Origin of the sequence: Flavobacterium chilense, from assembly GCF_001602525.1 — a bacterium.
Taxonomy (GTDB): Bacteria; Bacteroidota; Bacteroidia; order Flavobacteriales; family Flavobacteriaceae; genus Flavobacterium; species Flavobacterium chilense.
In genome coordinates this window covers 110,022-125,293 of record NZ_LSYT01000009.1, presented here as the reverse complement: position 1 = coordinate 125,293, position 15,272 = coordinate 110,022, and the positions used below count along the sequence as shown (strand labels likewise).

Below are 15,272 nucleotides of genomic sequence, written 5' to 3'. Positions count from 1 at the left end.
TCGTCAATAATGTATTTGTTTTATATATCTCCTTTCTTTTTCAAACTTTTATATTTTAAATAAGAATAAACTAAAGGGGCAGTTGCTATGCTCAAAACAATTACCAAAAATACTTTAGAGAAAACAGGGCTTTCAAAAATTAAGCTTCCTAAAACGATAACCAGACCCGCAATGAACCAAAGTTTTCCGGCAAAAACATGCGTAGTTTTCCACACCTCCGGATATTCTAAAGTCCATGGTGTCTTTATTCCTATAAAATAATTGGGTTGTATCACTTTGAAATAGTTTCCTAAAATCACAAACAAAGCACCCACTAGTGTAAAAACAAAACTTGGACTTGAAGAAGCCAGGTTTTTAGTACTATAGATAATAAACAAGGCTAAAAATGACATAAAAAGAACCATGATAAATTTAAGCTGATACAACTTCCCTCCCATCAATGACATTTTTTTCTTAGGATCAATCTTCGCAACAGCAGACATTATGATGTAAGTTAAAACGGGAAGCATAAAAAGCATTAGAATCAAGGTAAGTTTATTGCCCCACCTGTCTATTTCTCCTTTAGAATTCCAATGAATAGGAACAGTTTCCGGAAGGCTGTTCCAGATTAAAGCTAAGTAAACAAAAGGTGTCAAAACAATTCCAATAATAGGAAGTTCTTTTTTTAATTCCAGATTCATTTTTATTATTGTTTAAAGGTTAGTATCCATTGCAAGACATCTTCCATTATGGTGGTATTTATGGAATAAATAATGAATTGTCCGTTTTTTTCAGACGTTATTAAATCTGCTCGTTTTAGAATATCTAAATGATGAGAAATACTTGGTTTTGAAATATTAAAAGCATCAGCAATTTCGCCTGCAGACCTATCTTTTTCTTTTAAAAGATCTAAAATCTCTCTTCGTGTGGCATCATTTAATGCTTTAAAAATATCATTCATAAACATTTATATATTTAGACAAATATCTAAATACTTTTTAAACAAACAAAAAAAAACAGCAATTTTTTAATTGCTGCTTTTTTATATCAATAGAAATTAATTTAAAACTTATGTTCGTCTTTACTAATCACCAAAAGTGAAACTAAAGAAATAAATGCAGCTATTGTTAAGTACAAACCAACATAACTCACACTATATTTAGATGCCAGCCAAATGGCAATCATAGGTGCAAAAGCAGCACCAAGAATTCCTGCTAAATTAAAAGTTAAAGAAGCACCAGAATAACGAACATTTGTTGGAAACAACTCGGATAAAAAAGTTCCCAACGGACCATAAGTGAATCCCATCAAAGCCATTCCGATACAGGCAAAAGTGGTAACCAAAACAATGTTTCCTGAACTTAAAAAATAAGAAAAGAAAAATCCAAAAATTGCAATAGCTGCTGTAGCAGCAATAAGCATTTTACGACGGCCAATTTTATCTGCAACTACTGCTGAAACCGGAATAAAAATGGCGAAAAACAATACTGAAAACAACTGTATTAATAATCCGTCTCTTTTAACAATTCCTAAATCTGAAGTTGCCCAGCTTAATGTAAAAACCGTCATCAGGTAAAAAACCAAAAAGGTTGTAATAGCAGCAAACGTTCCAAAAATCAGTTGATTTTTATACGATTTCACAAGCTCCAAAAAAGGGACTTTAACTTCTTCCTGTTCTTTTTTAGAGTTTTCGAAAGAAGGCGTTTCAGTGATTTTTGTTCTAATATAAAACCCTACGATAACCAATAATGAACTTGCAATAAACGGAATTCTCCAGCCGTAATCCATAAAAGCCTCATTGCTCATAGAATCGGTTAACAATAAAAAAGTTCCGCCCGAAAGTAACAATCCAATTGGAGCACCCAATTGAGGAAACATTCCGTACCAGGCACGTTTGTGTGGCGGTGCATTTTCTATAGCCAATAAAACGGCTCCTCCCCACTCGCCTCCTAAACCAACACCTTGTCCAAATCTACAAAGCATTAATAATAACGGAGCAGCAACACCAATACTGGCATAACTTGGCAAAAATCCAATCGTCACAGTCGAAATTCCCATTGTCAATAAAGCGGCAACTAAAGTAAATTTACGTCCGATCTTATCTCCATAATGTCCAAAAAATGCTGAACCTAACGGACGGGATAGAAATGCAATTGAAAAAGTGGCTAAAGATTCCAGAGTCGCCATCGTCGAATCTGAACCGGGAAAAAATAATTGCGGAAAAACCAACACGGCTGCATTGGCATAAATATAAAAATCAAAAAATTCAATTGTAGTTCCAATCAAAGAACCAAAAAGAACATGTTTTAATGAGTTCTTCTTTTTCGGGTTAGTTTCCATGTAAAATAGATATATCTTTTTTTTGGTTACAAAAATATAGTTTCGTTATTAATATTTCACACTTAGAGCAATTAGTTTTAAAACTCTTCTGTATTTTTAACAAATTTGATGTGTTTTACATTTTAAACAACATCAATTCAATCAAAATTAAAAACCTGATTACAGGACGTTTAAAACAAAAAATAAAAATCAAATCATAAGCAATCGTTAAAACCGTTTTTAACTACATATTTTCATTAAATTTACAACTGTCAAAAATAAATTTAAAATTATGCCTACCGACTGTATCAGCTATCAAACTTCTGGATATTTCTCTAAATTGATACAAGATTATTTAGATCAAAAATCAGAATTAAAACCGCTGTACAACCATTTTCCAACATTAGAAAATTTCGAAAAGCAAATTGCTGAAAAAGCAAACAACTTTGATAATAATAACCGAACTCCTTTGGTTGCCTCTTTAAAAAGGCAGTATCAAAGCATCGAAATCTCAGATTCAACCAAACAAAACATTGAGCTTTTAGCACTCGAAAATACCTTTACCGTTACAACCGGACATCAGTTAAATTTATTTAGCGGACCGTTGTATTTCTTATATAAAATCATTTCGACCATTAATCTTACTAAGGAATTAAAATCGAAATATCCGTCATACAATTTTGTCCCAATTTATTGGATGGCGACAGAAGATCATGATTTTGAAGAAATCAATTATTTTAATTTTAAAGGAAAAAAATTCAGATGGAACAAAGAAAGTAACGGTCCGGTTGGCCGACTTTCAACAGAAGGTTTAGCTGAGTTTTTTGAGATCTATTCATTAGAATTAGGTTCAAGTACGAATGCCAATACTTTAAAAAAGCTTTTTGAAGATGCTTATTTAAAACACGATAATCTGGCGAATGCAACCCGATTTTTAGCCAACAGCTTATTTGCTAATTATGGTTTAGTTATCATAGATGCTGACGATGCCGATTTAAAACGTGCTTTTATTCCGTATGCAAAAGAAGAACTGGAAAAACAAACTTCATACAAAGCGGTTCAGGAAACGATTGAACAATTAAAAGAATATACGGTTCAGGTAAATCCGCGTGAGATTAATTTATTTTATATAGAAGATAATCTCCGTGAAAGAATCATTTTTGAAGAAGATAAGTACTTTGTAAACAACACAAAAATCTCATTTTCTAAAGAACAAATTCTTTCTGAATTAGAAAATCATCCTGAAAAATTCAGTCCAAATGTTATTATGCGCCCGCTTTATCAGGAAATTATTCTTCCAAATTTATGCTACATTGGCGGAGGCGGAGAAATTGCTTATTGGCTGGAATTAAAATCCTTTTTTGATGCTGTAAAAATTACTTTTCCAATGATTTTGGTTCGTAACTCTGTTCTTTTAGCAACCGAAAAACAAGCTAAAAAAGCAGATCAGTTGCAATTAAGCTGGGCAGATCTTTTTACGAAACAAGAAAATTTAATAAACACGATTACACATAAAATTTCTGCATTTCCAATTGATTTAACACCTCAAAAAGAAATATTGAAAACCCAATTTCAATATCTTTATGAATTAGCCAATCAAACTGATAAATCTTTTTCAGGAGCTGTAAAAGCCCAGGAAGTGAAGCAGACAAAAGGTCTTGAAAATTTAGAAAAACGTTTATTAAAAGCGCAAAAAAGAAAACTAAGTGATCAATTGCAGCGTATAACCGATTTACAATGCGAATTGTTCCCAAACAACAGCCTGCAGGAACGCCAAAGCAATTTTTCAGAATTTTATCTGGAAAAAGGCGAGCAGTTAGTGCCGCTTTTATTACAAAAACTGAAACCTTTAGAAATGAATTTTAACATCATAATAATATAAAAGTAAGTTACAAATTCACGAATTAATCAAATAAAAATTCGTGAATTCGTGGCTAAAAAAAAAATAAAATAATAATTTTTGAGAACCAAATAACCACCTATCTTCTCCAAATTATTATTTCAAACCAAATAGCGATTTTTAAAATTATTAACTAACCAATTTACCCAAAACCAATGGTAAAAGAACGCTTAATTTCGCTAGATGTCTTTCGTGGACTAACAATTTTATTAATGACAATTGTAAACAACCCCGGAGATTGGGGACATGTTTACCCGCCATTATTACACGCCGAATGGCACGGCTGCACACCAACTGATTTAGTATTTCCGTTTTTTATTTTTATAATGGGAGTCGCCGTTCCGCTTGCGATGCCTGATAAGTTTTATGACGGCACAACATTCAACAAAATTTTAGTCCGCTCTTTACGAATGCTCTGTTTAGGGATATTTTTCAACTTTTTTGGAAAAATCCAGTTATTCGGACTTGAAGGAATTCCGCTTTTAATTGGCAGACTTGCCATTACTATTGCTGTAGGTTATGCCTTAATGGGAAATTTCAGTTCAAAAATCAAAAACATTTTAGCATTTTCAATTCTGTTTATCTATCTGTTTCTGGCTTACAGCGGCATCGAAGCTTACAGCAATGTAAGGCTTCCCGGCGTTTTGCAACGAATTGCAATTGTCTATTTTGTAGTTTCACTTTTATATCTAAAAACCTCTCAGCGAACTCAAATCATTACCGGAATTGTTTTACTCTTAGGATACTGGGCAATCATGACTTTAATTCCCGTTCCCGGAATTGGCGAGGCAAATCTTGACAAAGGAACGAACCTTGCGTCCTGGCTTGACGGCATTTTATTAGAAGGACATATGTATCGCGGAACCGTAACCTGGGATCCGGAAGGAATTTTAAGCACTATACCGTCAATTGTAAACGGAATTATCGGTTTATTAATCGGACAGCTTTTACAAGCCAATACCATCAAAATCCTAAAAGCGCAAAAAATGGGTATCATTGGTACGATACTTATCTTTTTCGGCTTAATCTGGGATATTGTTTTTCCAATAAACAAATCAATCTGGACAAGCAGCTATGTTTTATACACTACAGGCTTAGCTACAGTATTTCTTACTGTTTTATACTACATAATCGACATTGCCCATTATAAAAAAGGATTCAAACTATTCTTAATCTGGGGCGTAAATCCTATGATTGTATTCTTTAGCTCGCAGATTATTCCGCAGGCTTTAGTCATGATCGAATTTCAAAAACCGCATAAAACCTCAGAAAAAATCAATTTATTAAATTACCTGTACAGTTTTTGGATCGCTCCATTTTTCAGTAACCCAATGACTGCTTCATTAGCCGGAGCGCTTGTTTATGTTTGTATCTGGACTTTTATTTTATGGATATTCTATAAAAACAAATTAATATTCAAAGTTTAAATTTATTAACCATATAAGTAATATAAGTTCATTTTAGAAATACGTTATGCTTTGTGGAGATATTCTGCACGCAGTATTTAAATGAACTTATATTACTTATATGGTTTAAAAAACTTTTCTTGACTAAAACATCATTCTACTATGTTTTAATTACGAATTAATTAAAAACAATTCATAAAAAAAGTATACTTTTGCACAAAATTTAATAAAATATAAAATGGCAACAAATAGAACTTTTACAATGATTAAACCAGATGCTGTTGCAAACGGACACATCGGAAATATCTTAGCAATGATCACTAATGGTGGTTTTAAAATCGTTTCATTAAAATTAACTCAATTAACTGTAGCTGATGCTAAAGCATTTTACGCAGTTCACGCAGAAAGACCTTTCTACGGAGAATTAGTTGAATTTATGTCACGCGGACCAATTGTTGCTGCAATTTTAGAAAAAGACAACGCAGTAGAAGATTTCAGAACTTTAATTGGAGCTACAAACCCGGCTGAAGCTGCTGAAGGAACTATTCGTAAAGCATACGCAACTTCTATTGGAGAAAATGCAGTTCACGGTTCTGACAGCGACGAAAATGCTGCTATCGAAGGTGCATTTCACTTTGCTGGTAGAGAGCAGTTTTAATTTATGATTTAGAGTTCAGATTTTAGATTGCTGAACTTTGTAAATAAAAAAATCCATTCGCTAAGCGAATGGATTTTTTTTGTGTTTATAACAAATGTCGATTAAAGTTTATCTGACTTTTTAACAATTTTCTCGATTTTTTCATCAAGATCTTTCAAAAGCTCTTCTAATGCACTTTCGCACATAGGTAATACTTTATCAAGACTTAAAACAGGAATTCCGCCTACAATTGTTCCAGTTTTCTTAGAGTTTGCTCCTTCAGAGAAAGCAAATACTTTTTTTCCTGTTTTATCGTACAAAGCGATTCTCGCATAAGCTTTCATTTTTACTGTTCCGGTTCCGCCAACAGCGAATCCTTTTACTACAGCAAAATGAATTTCTGTAAACAAAACACCATCGGCTACTTCTTTAAACATAGTAGAGGTCGCTACTTCATTTGCAGAACCATTCATTCCTTCATAAATATATTTATATCCGGGATAGTTAATAATAGTACCTTTTTCTCCGCCTTCTCTTGCAAATTTAGGAGTAAAAGCAATGTATTCCGGTTTCTGAGTCACTTCAGTCTCAGGAAGTAAATCAAACGGAAATTTTTTAGCATAATCATTAAAAAATGCATTGTGATATTTCTCTAAAATTGGAGAAAGATTAAAATTTGGATTATTTCCTAAATCAGCTATCGCAGCTAGTCCATTTAATCCTAATTCCGAAAGATCAATTGTTTTATCCGTATAGAACGAAACAACAGCAACTTTTTTCTTTTGTGAATAACTCGTTAAGGCAAATAATACAGTTAAAATGAGTAATACTTTTTTCATTGTTTTTTAATTGGTTTAAAATGTTAATTTTTCAAGCAGATCTTTAATAAAAAAAAACCTACTGCTCAAATATATTATAAAAAAAACACTTCCAAACCAGAAGTCTTAATTTATTTTTTAACATTAAAACGTATTTCAAAAATCTTAAAATATTTTATCGCAAAACCACATCTTTAACAACTTCACGCCCAAGCTCTTCATTAATCATTTTAACGATTTTAGATTTTCCGTGACTTAATTCCTCTCTTAAAACTGCTGATCCAAGTTCAACATAAAGCGTGCTTCCTTTCAAAATAACGTTTCTGGTATACGTATTTACACCATTCCCCATCAGTTGTCTCCATGCCTCTTTTACATCAATCTGATCCATTCCGGGCTGCAATTTATTCACCTGAATAATTTGTTGCAAAACGGCACCAATCGTACTTTCATTATTTAGTCTTTTTGCCATCGTTTAAAATATTTATAGGTGCAGCTTTTTTATAATGATACTCTTTATCCTGATTGTTTTTTACGACAAATTCTTTATCAGAAATCGAAATTAATTCCTCCGTCCAATTTGCATATTCAGTTTTATAATCCAGAAAAGCTTTCTTGTCTTTAAATCGAACTGATACATTTTCAAAGTTATCTCCCGTTAAAAAAGTTCCGTCAAGTTGAGGCATTACTTTCGTACGTGTTCCTTTATTGCCATTCATTTTAAAAAAATCAAAACTTTCATTCATTCCGTACTCCTTCTCCTCACCCTTATCAAAAACTACTTTTTCGATTTCCCAATATCCGTTTAATTTTGCAATATCTGCCGGTTTAATTTCCTGCTTGCAGCCCACAAACAAGAGCGACAAAACCAAAATCATAAAAGTGTTTTTCATAAGTACCTGAATTTTTATAAGGAGCTGAAACCTGCTGTCCGCTATATCTTTTGTGCCGAACACCGGCACAAAAGGATGCCGCTTCCATCAGGGCTGGGACATCGGTTTTCAAAAGATTTTTCTCGGACTACAAAGGTAAACTTATAATCATCATAAGAAACAAAAAATCACAAAACACTTTAAACTATTTTGCATATTTTTGGTCAAACCCCAAACCAAAACCAATAAACATGACCAAAACAATTTGCACAATCCTGACTGCTCTTTTACTCATGAGCTGCAGCAAAGATTCATCTGAACCAAATCCGGCTCCAACTCCTCAGGAAAGCATGTATTTTCCTCCGTTAACCGGAACAAATTGGGAAACAAAATCTATTACTGATTTAAAATGGAATCAAAATGCCGTTCAACCACTTTTGGACTATTTAGAACTTAAACACTCTAAATCGTTTATTATCTTAGTAAATGGCCGAATCGTTATGGAAAATTATTTTAACGGACATACAGCCTCAACAAACTGGTATTGGGCAAGTGCCGGAAAAACATTAACCTCTGCCTTAACCGGAATCGCACAACAGGAAAATTTACTAAATATAAATGACAAGGTCTCAAAATATCTTGGAACAGGCTGGACTAGCGAAACACTTGCAAAAGAAAACCTTATCACCTGCAAAAATCTCCTAACCATGACATCTGGACTTGACGATTCTACAGACGATGTAGATCCTGCCAGTTTAGTTTATAAAGCAGATGCCGGAACACGCTGGGCATATCACAATGTATATGTCAAACTACAAGATGTTGTTGCCAAAGCGAGCGGACAAACATGGGAGAACTATTTTAACAGTAAACTAAGAGACAAAATTGGCATGAACGGAACCTGGGTTCAACTTGGCGTTAACAGTGTCTACACCAGCACATCCAGAAACATGGCACGTTTTGGACTGCTAATGCTCAATAAAGGAAAATGGGACAATAATGTTATTCTTAACGAAACCTATTTTAATGAAGCCACTACAACTTCACAAAACATCAATTTAGGATACGGCTATTTATGGTGGCTAAACGGTAAAAGTTCTTATCATTTACCACAATCACAACTCACATTTCAGGGAAGTATAATTCCAACTGCACCAAATGATATGTTTATGGCTTTAGGAAAAAACGACCAGAAAATATATGTCGTTCCGAGTAAAAACATGGTAATTATCAGAATGGGAGACGCAGCGGACAATGTTAACTTAGCCTTGTCTGATTTTGATAAAGTGTTATGGGAGAAAATTAGCGCTTTATATCAATAAAGATTAAATTTTATAGCAACCGCCAGCCTTTGCCTTTTAAAAAGCTTTTACAATTATTGCAAAAATCTTTTTCCTCATCCAGTGGGTTTCCTCCTTCTGCATCCCGCATTAAACAAGTCTTTACTGCACAATGTGGCAAACCCGCTGTATGACCAAGTTCATGTAAAACTAATTTATAAAATTGTTGATTTTTATTTTTGACATGCAATCTAAAATCAGAAACAACACAGGCTTTTCCCGGACAATATCCCAAACCCATAACGCCCCAATCTTTAATTGTATTTTTAGTCGTACTAATATCAGAATGAGATAATCCAACAATTACAGAATCTTCACCAATAGTATTTTTAAGTTTTTTAATAATACTATCAGCACGGTATCTATTTCTAGGTTTATAAAATGAATTTTCAGGAAAAGAAATATTAGATCTTAAAACTACATTTGGATTTATAGTCTTAATTTCTACAAAAACTTTTTTAGCCTCTTCAGCTTTAAAGCTACCCAAAGGCTGAATAACAATTACTTTTTGATTCGATTTTTGAAAAATATTGACATTTTCATTGTTTCTATTTGTGCAAGAAATTATAACAAAAAGAAAAACCAGAAAATAGTATTTCATAATCAGAAATTCACAAGAATTATCGTTTAGTTCCTAATCTTCTTAGAACTCCCATAAAAAAGAAGAGTATCCCAAGAATTAATAAAACATAATAAAACGACAACGTTTTGTCTCTTAATACATTCGCTAAAACAAAACAGATAACGCTTCCAAAATAAAAAGCAAGAGGCGGTATATTTTTAAAAGAAGAAAAACTCATCAATCAATTATTTAAAGAAACTATCTACGAATTCATATTTATTAAAGACCTGTAAATCTTCGATTCCTTCGCCGACACCTATATATTTAACGGGAATTTGAAACTGATCTGAAATACCAATCACAACCCCGCCTTTTGCAGTTCCGTCTAATTTTGTTACAGCCAACGAAGTTACTTCGGTTGCAGCAGTAAATTGTTTTGCCTGCTCAAAAGCATTTTGACCTGTAGAACCGTCTAAAACTAAAAGCACATCATGAGGCGCATCTGCTACTACCTTTTGCATGACACGTTTCACTTTAGTAAGTTCGTTCATCAAATTGATTTTATTATGCAAACGTCCGGCAGTATCAATAATTACCACATCGGCATTTTGTGCTACTGCTGACTGCAAAGTATCAAAAGCTACAGATGCAGGGTCACTACCCATATTTTGTCTTACAATAGGCACATCTACACGATCTGCCCAAACTTGTAACTGGTCGATAGCAGCAGCACGAAAAGTATCTGCAGCTCCTAAAACCACTTTATATCCGGCTTTTTTAAACTGATAAGCCAGTTTACCAATTGTAGTTGTTTTTCCAACCCCGTTAACTCCAACAACCATTAAAACATATGGCTTTTTAGCTGCAGGAACTTCAAACTCGGTCGCTTCTCCTCTATTGGTTTCAGACAATAAAGCTGCAATTTCTTCACGAAGAATCTGATTCAGCTCGTCTGTTCCTAAATATTTGTCTTCAGCAACACGCTTTTCAATTCTCGAAATTATCTTTAGGGTTGTATTTACTCCAACATCAGAAGCAACAAGGATTTCTTCCAGATCATCCAGAACATCATCGTCAACTTTAGATTTTCCGGCAACGGCTTTGCTTAACTTTGAGAAAAAAGTAGTTTTTGATTTTTCAAGACCTTTGTCTAAAGTCTCTTTTTTATCAGTAGAAAATAATTTTTTAAAAAAACTCATTTTGATAGGTTGTTAGTTTTTTAGATTATTGCGATTTTACAATCTAAACAATCTTAATATTATTTAAAGATGAACAAAACGGCTGTTTTTCTCTAAATTTTAGACAAATATAAAAAATAAAAAAGCTACTTCCGAATGAAAGTAGCTTTTCTATATAATGTGATTGTAATTATTTCTTTTTCAAGAATTCATCAACCTCTTCAGGAGCCATAATAGATTCTACGAATGTATATGCACCAGTTTTAGGAGATTTTACCATTTTGATGGCTTTTGATAATCTCTTAGAAGATGTTTGTAACGATGCTACGGTTTTCTTTGCCATGATTCAAATGTTATTTGAAGTTTTTTATAAAACTCGAAATGGCAAAACCATTTGAGATTTACAAAAATCTCTAATTATTACTTAATTTCTTTGTGAACAGTTACGCGTTTCAAGATTGGATTAAATTTTTTAATCTCTAATCTATCCGGAGTATTTTTTTTGTTCTTAGTTGTAATATATCTAGAAGTTCCTGCAACACCAGAAGTCTTGTGTTCAGTACATTCTAAAATTACCTGGATTCTATTACCTTTCTTTGCCATCTTGCTATATATTTATTTAGGAAAAGATTATTTGATAAATCCTTCTGACTGTGCTTTTTTCAAAACAGCAGTGATTCCATTTTTATTAATTGTTTTTATCGTAGATGCTGCTACTCTAAGAGTAATCCATCTATCTTCTTCTGGAAGATAAAAACGCTTTTTAACTAAGTTTACAGAAAACTTTCTCTTAGTTTTGTTCATAGCGTGAGAAACGTTATTTCCTACCATCGCTCTTTTACCTGTAAGGTCACAAACTCTTGACATTATACTTATCTTTTATCGTTATTCAAAATCAGGGTGCAAAGAAAAGAAAAATAAACCATTGTAGCAAAAATTTATTGCACAATTTTTAAAATTTCTTTTTGTAATATTTCCAAACTCTTAATAGTTGCTCTATCTATCACTTTTTCACGCGGTTGTCCAAAGTTAAATTCTTCTACAATTACACCGTTTGGAGTAGCCAAAGCTATAAAAACAGCACCAATTTCAGCATCTGAATCACCTTTTGTTGGTCCGGCGTTCCCGGTTGTGGCAATTGCATAGTCTGTTTTAAGTATCTCTTTCACGTTCAAAGCCATAGCCGAAGCAACCTCTGCACTTACTACCGAAAACTGATCAACCAAATCTTGCGAGACACCGAGAACATTAACCTTCGCCTCTGTTGCATACGAAACCACACTGCCTTTAAAATAACCAGAAGCTCCGGGAACACCTGACAAAAGTGAAGCTATTTTTCCTCCCGTAAAACTTTCTGCGGTTGAAATCGTTTTGTTTTGTTTGGTCAAAATTTTACCAACAACAGATTCTATCGTTTCATTTTCTTCATAGCCTACTATAATATCATGAATTATAGCATCTAATGAACTTATATTATCTTCTATTACTTTTTCTAATTCTTCTTTATTTGTTCCCCGGGCAGTTAAACGCAGACGAACTCGTCCGGGATTTGGTAAATAAGCCAGTTTTATAAAATCCGGCAGGTTATTTTCCCAGTGTTCTATACGTTCTGCAACTAGGCTCTCGCCCTGACCGTAAGTCAAGACAGTTTTATGAATGATATACGGGCGTTTGTATTCGCGAATGATTTTTGGAATGATTTCCTCTTCGACCAAATATTTCATCTCGTACGGAACTCCCGGAAGCGAAACAAATACAGTGTTTTCTTTCTTCATCCACATTCCTGGCGCGGTTCCCATTTTATTATGCAAAATGGTACATTTTGACGGAACTAAAGCCTGATCTTTATTTAATTGAGAAATTGGTCTTTTATAAAAACCTTCAATCAATTCTGTTACATGCGCTAAAACGACTTCATCAACAATTAACTCATCTTCAAAATATTCGCAAAAAGTTTTCTTAGTAACATCGTCTTTTGTTGGCCCTAAACCACCTGTTACAATTACAACATCAACTTTGTTTTGTAATTGCGCAAAAGTGTCTAAAATATGTTTTTTATCGTCGCTTATTGAAATCATTTCATAAACTTCAACCCCAATCCGATCAAGTTCTTTAGCTATAAAATTGGAGTTTGTATCTACGATCTGACCAATTAATATTTCATCTCCAATAGTAACAATAGCTGCTTTCATATCAATATTTTTTTCTGTTATACTATTTTATTAGTTATTACAAAAGTAGGAATAGTAAGTAGATTTGGGAACAAAGAAGAAACATTCTTTATCAAAAAATAAAGTATTCTTAAAGAAAACTAAACCAGAAAAGAAATAAAAAACCTCCAAAATGATCTGTTTTATCAGCTCATTTTAAAGGATTTTAGAAAATTTATCAAAGCTTTTTACAAATCAAAATCTTTTTTGATCTCTTTAATCGCTTCTTTTACTTGTATTTTTATACTCTTAAAAGTTTCCATAATATCTTTTTTCTTCCCTTCTGTCTTTGTCCAGGCTTCGACTTGCAGAATTTCCTCAAAAGCAACATTTAACCCCATTAAGTCTAATGTAGGTTTTATTTTGTGTGCATAAGAATAAGCATATTTATGATCCTTTTTCTTAATTCCTTCTTTGATTTGTTTTAAATCTTCAGGAACTTCGGTAACAAATAATTTAAGAATCTCGTTTACAAATTCCGGATCATTGTCTGAAAGTGCATACACTTTTGAAAGGTTGTATTTTAAAGCCATTATTTTACTTGTATTCTGAATAATTTTTTATCTTCTAAAAAGCCTTCTAAAACATCATTTGGTTTTACAGCCGCAACACCTTCGGGAGTTCCCGTAAATATAATATCTCCAATTTTCAGGGTAAAAAATTGTGATACATATGAAACAAGCTCATCAATTTTCCAAAGCATCAGACTTGTATTTCCTTTTTGAACTGTTTTAGAATTATTTGTTAACTCAAATGTAAGATTCTCCATCGAAATAAAATCAGTTTTTGGTAAAAACTCTCCAATAACTGCAGAACCGTCAAAGGCTTTTGCTTTTTCCCAAGGCAATCCTTTTGACTTTAATTTATCTTGTAAATCTCTGGCAGTAAAATCAATACCTACACTTATTTCATCATAATACTTATGAGCAAACTTAGGTTCAATATACTTTCCTACCTTATTGATTTTAACAATTATTTCTATTTCGTGATGAATTTCTTCAGAAAATTCGGGGATTACAAACGGATGCTGCTTTAATAAAACTGCCGAATCAGGTTTCATGAAAACCACAGGCTCTGTTGGTCGCTCGTTTTTTAACTCTTCAATATGATTGGTATAATTTCTACCGATACAGATGATCTTCATTTCTTTATAAGTTACTAAGTTGCTAAGCCACAAAGACTCTAAGAAACTATGCAAAAAAAACTTAGCACCTTAGAACCTTAGCGACTCAGAACCTTATTTTGTATTTAACTTTCTTAATTTAATTGCCGTTAAAACCTTTTTTGTATACAGGGGAAAATCAGCGTTTTGAATCCAGCTAAAATATCCCGGTTCTGTTTCTAATACTTTCTCTACTTTGGCACCTTTATGTTTTCCAAAGGTAAAAATCTCTTCATTGTCCTGATCAAAAGCAATCATTCCGGCAAAATCAGCAATCTTTTTACGGGTCGTAAATTCAGATAATGATTTCATATCATTTTCTAATTCCGGATAACGATCCAATTGTGCTTTTAAAATTTCATAAGTCGCCATTGTATCTGCTTCTGCCGAGTGGGCATTTTCAAGACTTTTTCCGCAATAGAATTTTAAGGCTGCACTCAAAGTACGTTCTTCCATTTTATGAAAAATAGTCTGAACATCAACTGAAACTTTATTTTTCATATCGAAATCAACTCCGGCACGAAGCAATTCTTCAGCCAATAACGGAATATCAAAACGATCTGAATTAAATCCGCCCAGATCACTGTCTTTAATCATATTATGAACCTGAGGCGCCAGTTCTGCAAAAGTAGGTTCATTTGCTACTTTTTCATCAGTAATACCGTGAACAGCGGTAGTTTGTGGCGGAATTGGAATGGTAGGATTCACCAACCAGGTCTTACTTTCTTTATTTCCGTTTGGAAAAACTTTAAATATCGAAATTTCTACAATTCGATCTTTTCCGATATCAATTCCGGTTGTTTCAAGATCAAAAAAGCAAATTGGTTTGTTGAGTTTTAATTCCATTTTTAATTTTTATAAGATTACAAATGTAATTTTTAAAGCCGAA

General features: G+C 33.1%; 19 protein-coding genes. 4 read left to right on the top strand and 15 right to left on the bottom strand.

Translation table 11 applies throughout. The annotated features are described in order from the left end of the window. Nucleotides 1–20 precede the first annotated feature (20 nt). The 3 genes from A4F88_RS19850 to A4F88_RS19840 form a co-directional block, all read right to left on the bottom strand. A complete protein-coding gene (locus A4F88_RS19850; protein WP_068844506.1) occupies nucleotides 21–680 on the bottom strand; it encodes an SdpI family protein in 660 nt (219 codons plus the stop codon). Nucleotides 681–685: 5 nt separating this feature from the next. Continuing rightward, nucleotides 686–940 carry an autorepressor SdpR family transcription factor gene (locus tag A4F88_RS19845; RefSeq protein ID WP_068844505.1) on the bottom strand — a complete coding sequence of 85 codons (255 nt, stop codon included), beginning with the start codon at nucleotides 938–940 and terminating at the stop codon, nucleotides 686–688. A 101-nt stretch (nucleotides 941–1,041) separates the two neighbouring features. Further along, nucleotides 1,042–2,319, bottom strand: coding sequence for an MFS transporter (locus A4F88_RS19840; protein ID WP_068844504.1), 1,278 nt, complete (start codon nucleotides 2,317–2,319; stop codon nucleotides 1,042–1,044). Nucleotides 2,320–2,590: 271 nt separating this feature from the next. Between A4F88_RS19840 and bshC the strand changes: the two genes are divergently transcribed. From bshC to A4F88_RS19825, 3 genes are all read left to right on the top strand, one after another. Further along, nucleotides 2,591–4,180, top strand: coding sequence for a bacillithiol biosynthesis cysteine-adding enzyme BshC (bshC, locus tag A4F88_RS19835; protein WP_068844503.1), 1,590 nt, complete (start codon nucleotides 2,591–2,593; stop codon nucleotides 4,178–4,180). Nucleotides 4,181–4,353: 173 nt separating this feature from the next. Next, nucleotides 4,354–5,625, top strand: a complete 1,272-nt coding sequence (locus tag A4F88_RS19830) for an acyltransferase family protein (RefSeq protein ID WP_068844502.1) — start codon at nucleotides 4,354–4,356, stop codon at nucleotides 5,623–5,625. A gap of 217 nt (nucleotides 5,626–5,842) precedes the next feature. After that, the gene (locus A4F88_RS19825) at nucleotides 5,843–6,262 is read left to right on the top strand and encodes a nucleoside-diphosphate kinase (protein ID WP_031456090.1); all 420 of its coding nucleotides are present in this window, start codon (nucleotides 5,843–5,845) and stop codon (nucleotides 6,260–6,262) included. Between the two features lie 101 nt (nucleotides 6,263–6,363). Here the strand turns inward: A4F88_RS19825 and A4F88_RS19820 are convergent, their stop codons facing one another. From A4F88_RS19820 to A4F88_RS19810, 3 genes are all read right to left on the bottom strand, one after another. Beyond that, nucleotides 6,364–7,080 carry a hypothetical protein gene (locus A4F88_RS19820; protein ID WP_068844501.1) on the bottom strand — a complete coding sequence of 239 codons (717 nt, stop codon included), beginning with the start codon at nucleotides 7,078–7,080 and terminating at the stop codon, nucleotides 6,364–6,366. A gap of 154 nt (nucleotides 7,081–7,234) precedes the next feature. After that, entirely contained in the window at nucleotides 7,235–7,531 is a 297-nt protein-coding gene (locus A4F88_RS19815) for a DciA family protein (RefSeq protein WP_068844500.1), read from the bottom strand. Next, nucleotides 7,512–7,952: a hypothetical protein gene (locus A4F88_RS19810; RefSeq protein WP_068844499.1), complete on the bottom strand. Its 441-nt coding sequence runs from the start codon at nucleotides 7,950–7,952 to the stop codon at nucleotides 7,512–7,514. Before A4F88_RS19810 ends, A4F88_RS19815 begins: the two co-directional genes overlap by 20 nt. A gap of 230 nt (nucleotides 7,953–8,182) precedes the next feature. On the opposite strand from A4F88_RS19810, the gene A4F88_RS19805 reads away from it, so the two are divergent. Further along, entirely contained in the window at nucleotides 8,183–9,253 is a 1,071-nt protein-coding gene (locus tag A4F88_RS19805) for a serine hydrolase domain-containing protein (RefSeq protein ID WP_068844652.1), read from the top strand. 10 nt (nucleotides 9,254–9,263) lie between these two features. On the opposite strand, the gene A4F88_RS19800 is transcribed toward A4F88_RS19805, so the two are convergent. From A4F88_RS19800 to A4F88_RS19760, 9 genes are all read right to left on the bottom strand, one after another. After that, entirely contained in the window at nucleotides 9,264–9,872 is a 609-nt protein-coding gene (locus A4F88_RS19800; protein WP_068844498.1) for a Zn-dependent protease, read from the bottom strand. Nucleotides 9,873–10,078: 206 nt separating this feature from the next. After that, nucleotides 10,079–11,032, bottom strand: coding sequence for a signal recognition particle-docking protein FtsY (gene ftsY, locus A4F88_RS19795; protein WP_068844497.1), 954 nt, complete (start codon nucleotides 11,030–11,032; stop codon nucleotides 10,079–10,081). A gap of 169 nt (nucleotides 11,033–11,201) precedes the next feature. After that, nucleotides 11,202–11,354, bottom strand: a complete 153-nt coding sequence (locus A4F88_RS19790) for a DUF4295 domain-containing protein (RefSeq protein ID WP_008468081.1) — start codon at nucleotides 11,352–11,354, stop codon at nucleotides 11,202–11,204. 77 nt (nucleotides 11,355–11,431) lie between these two features. Continuing rightward, nucleotides 11,432–11,614 carry a 50S ribosomal protein L33 gene (gene rpmG, locus A4F88_RS19785; RefSeq protein WP_017495179.1) on the bottom strand — a complete coding sequence of 61 codons (183 nt, stop codon included), beginning with the start codon at nucleotides 11,612–11,614 and terminating at the stop codon, nucleotides 11,432–11,434. 27 nt (nucleotides 11,615–11,641) lie between these two features. Next, complete coding sequence (rpmB, locus tag A4F88_RS19780; RefSeq protein ID WP_008468080.1) at nucleotides 11,642–11,878, bottom strand: 50S ribosomal protein L28; 237 nt, start codon at nucleotides 11,876–11,878, stop codon at nucleotides 11,642–11,644. 71 nt (nucleotides 11,879–11,949) lie between these two features. Further along, nucleotides 11,950–13,203: a CinA family nicotinamide mononucleotide deamidase-related protein gene (locus A4F88_RS19775; RefSeq protein WP_068844496.1), complete on the bottom strand. Its 1,254-nt coding sequence runs from the start codon at nucleotides 13,201–13,203 to the stop codon at nucleotides 11,950–11,952. A 206-nt stretch (nucleotides 13,204–13,409) separates the two neighbouring features. After that, complete coding sequence (locus A4F88_RS19770; RefSeq protein WP_068844495.1) at nucleotides 13,410–13,754, bottom strand: Hpt domain-containing protein; 345 nt, start codon at nucleotides 13,752–13,754, stop codon at nucleotides 13,410–13,412. Next, entirely contained in the window at nucleotides 13,754–14,365 is a 612-nt protein-coding gene (locus tag A4F88_RS19765) for a fumarylacetoacetate hydrolase family protein (protein ID WP_068844494.1), read from the bottom strand. The genes A4F88_RS19770 and A4F88_RS19765 overlap by 1 nt, the downstream gene beginning before the upstream one ends. A 93-nt stretch (nucleotides 14,366–14,458) precedes the next feature. Continuing rightward, on the bottom strand, nucleotides 14,459–15,229 hold the full coding sequence (locus tag A4F88_RS19760) for a 3'-5' exonuclease (RefSeq protein WP_068844493.1): 771 nt from the start codon (nucleotides 15,227–15,229) through the stop codon (nucleotides 14,459–14,461). Nucleotides 15,230–15,272: the final 43 nt, after the last annotated feature.